General features: G+C 34.8%; 2 protein-coding genes. Both read left to right on the plus strand.

From position 1 onward, the window contains the following. The first annotated feature begins 315 nt into the window (after window positions 1-315). Entirely contained in the window at window positions 316-759 is a 444-nt protein-coding gene (locus AC6F75_RS08500) for an NfeD family protein (RefSeq protein ID WP_500714580.1), read from the plus strand. A gap of 5 nt (window positions 760-764) precedes the next feature. Then, on the plus strand, window positions 765-1,754 hold the full coding sequence (locus tag AC6F75_RS08505) for an SPFH domain-containing protein (RefSeq protein ID WP_500714581.1): 990 nt from the start codon (window positions 765-767) through the stop codon (window positions 1,752-1,754). The last annotated feature ends 528 nt before the right edge of the window (window positions 1,755-2,282 follow it).

Here is a 2,282-nt window from a genome sequence, read left to right on the forward strand (position 1 = left end):
TAGAGAAACAATTTGCGAGCAAAAATTGATGTCTCCATCACTTTACATAAAAGATACCGGTGTCGATAAATTTTATATCCGATATACAAAAGGGTCAAGCAGATTAAAACATTAAAATGAATGCTTTGATATGAGATTGCTCATTTTTGGAAACTATTTTAAATAAGCTGTCAAAAATGAGGAATCCCGTAAAATTTATTTAATATCCTACTTTATGTTTGTAGGGATAGAATAATCATCTCATAGGAATGTAAACAATGTTTTTTACCACATTCAACTAATGTTCAAAATAATTAACCTTTAATTTCTTAAATTATGAATATTGAAATCTGGCATATTTGGATAATTGTTGCTATTCTTTTTTTTATCATCGAAATTTTCACAGAAGGCTTTTTAACAGCCTCCCTTGCTATAGGTTGTCTTTTAGCAGGGCTGGCTTCTTTTTTTGATTATGAGATTGATGTTCAAATCATTTCTTTTAGCGTGGGTACTCTAATCTCATTTTTTGGAATTCGCCCATTTATGTTGAAATACGCTCATAAAAAAAATACTGATGTAAAAACAAATGTTGATGTGTTGTTAGAAAAAGTTGGGAGGGTTACCGTGACAATTGACAATTCAATAAATCAAGGCAGAGTCTATGTCCATGGAGATGATTGGAGAGCAGAAGCTGAAAATGATGAAGTTATAACAGTAGGTAATAAAGTAAAAATAGTCAAAATAAACTCAACCATTTTAATCGTAAAACCTTTAAACTAAATACCATGAGCATCACAACAATCATTTTTGGACTAGTGGCAATATTTGTTATAATATTTGCTTTAATGGGATTCAAGATTGTACAACAATCTGAAACTATGGTCATTGAACGGCTTGGAAAGTATAGCCGGACACTAACTTCTGGAATAAACATTATTTGGCCAATCATTGATAGACCCAGAGAAATAATGTGGAGGTATGTCAAAGAGGGCTTAGATGGTAAAAATATAATTTTAAAAACCAGTATCACTAAAATTGAGTTGCGTGAAACCGTTTATGATTTTCCAAAACAAAGTGTTATAACAAAAGACAATGTGATTACAGAAATTAATGCAATGCTCTATTTTCAAATCATTGATCCGGTAAAAGCAATTTATGAAATATCAAATTTACCCGACGCTATTGAAAAACTCACCCAAACAACCCTAAGAAATGTTGTAGGGGAAATGGATCTGGACGAAACACTTTCTTCAAGGGATACAATCAACTCAAAGTTAAGAGCTGTTCTTGATGATGCAACAGATAAATGGGGTGTGAAAATTAATCGTGTTGAACTACAAGACATCAATCCTCCCGAAAATATAAGGGATGCTATGGAAAAGCAAATGAGAGCTGAACGTGATAAAAGAGCAAAAGTACTGGAGGCAGAGGGTACAAAAGCACAATTAACACTGGAAGCAGAAGGAAGAAAAGCAGCTGACATAAATGAAGCAGAAGGTGAAAAGCAAGCCCAAATTCTAAAAGCAGAAGGTGCCGCTGAAGCAAGATTAAAAATTGCAACAGCCGAAGCAGAAGCAATTAAAAAAATTACTCAAGCAGTTTCTTCAACACAAAGCAATCCTGAAAATTATCTAATCGCAGTCAGATACATTGACACTTTAAAAGAGATGGTAAGCGGTAAAGACAATAAGGTAATTTATTTACCTTATGAAGCAACCGGTGTATTAAGCTCAATAGGTGGAATCAAAGAAATGTTTAACCCCGGTTCTCAATAATATTATTCAATCACAACAATTAAAATCATTATGGAAAAGTATTTCGTAAAACCACTCCCATAACATTTTATACTTTTGACACAACGAGGGTTTTAACATTTTTTTATATATTTGTTACAGCCACCGGAGCTTTTAAAGCGAAGGAGGCAATATCCCCTTTTAAAATATCCCCAAGAAAATAATTACTGTATTACCCTTTTGCCGGAAACGGCATGGTTTATTAACAACGGGTTAAAAGGGACTTAAGGGACTCACAGGGACTTTACCGCTTGCGGGAAAAACCCTGCCTACGGCAGGCGGGCCTGCCGGCTGGCACAGCAGCCCGCCACCCTGAGTAAAAGTCCCTGTTGTCCCTTAAGTCCTTTATTATGGAAGAACAAAAACAAAACAACCAAGGCTTTATCCCAAAACACGGCGGTTACCGCAATTTGATCACTTATCAAAAAGCTGAAATCATTTATGACGGCACGATTTATTTTACCAATCGATTTTTCAGTAAGTATGACCGCACCAAAGAACAAATGGTAC

The sequence above is a fragment of the Planktosalinus sp. genome, assembly GCF_059864935.1.

What these genes read in the sequence shown, in the direction of transcription:
- AC6F75_RS08500 (WP_500714580.1), top strand. Translation starts at nt 316, where the DNA reads ATGAATATTGAAATCTGGCATATTTGGATAATTGTTGCTATTCTTTTT.
- AC6F75_RS08505 (WP_500714581.1), top strand. Translation starts at nt 765, where the DNA reads ATGAGCATCACAACAATCATTTTTGGACTAGTGGCAATATTTGTTATA.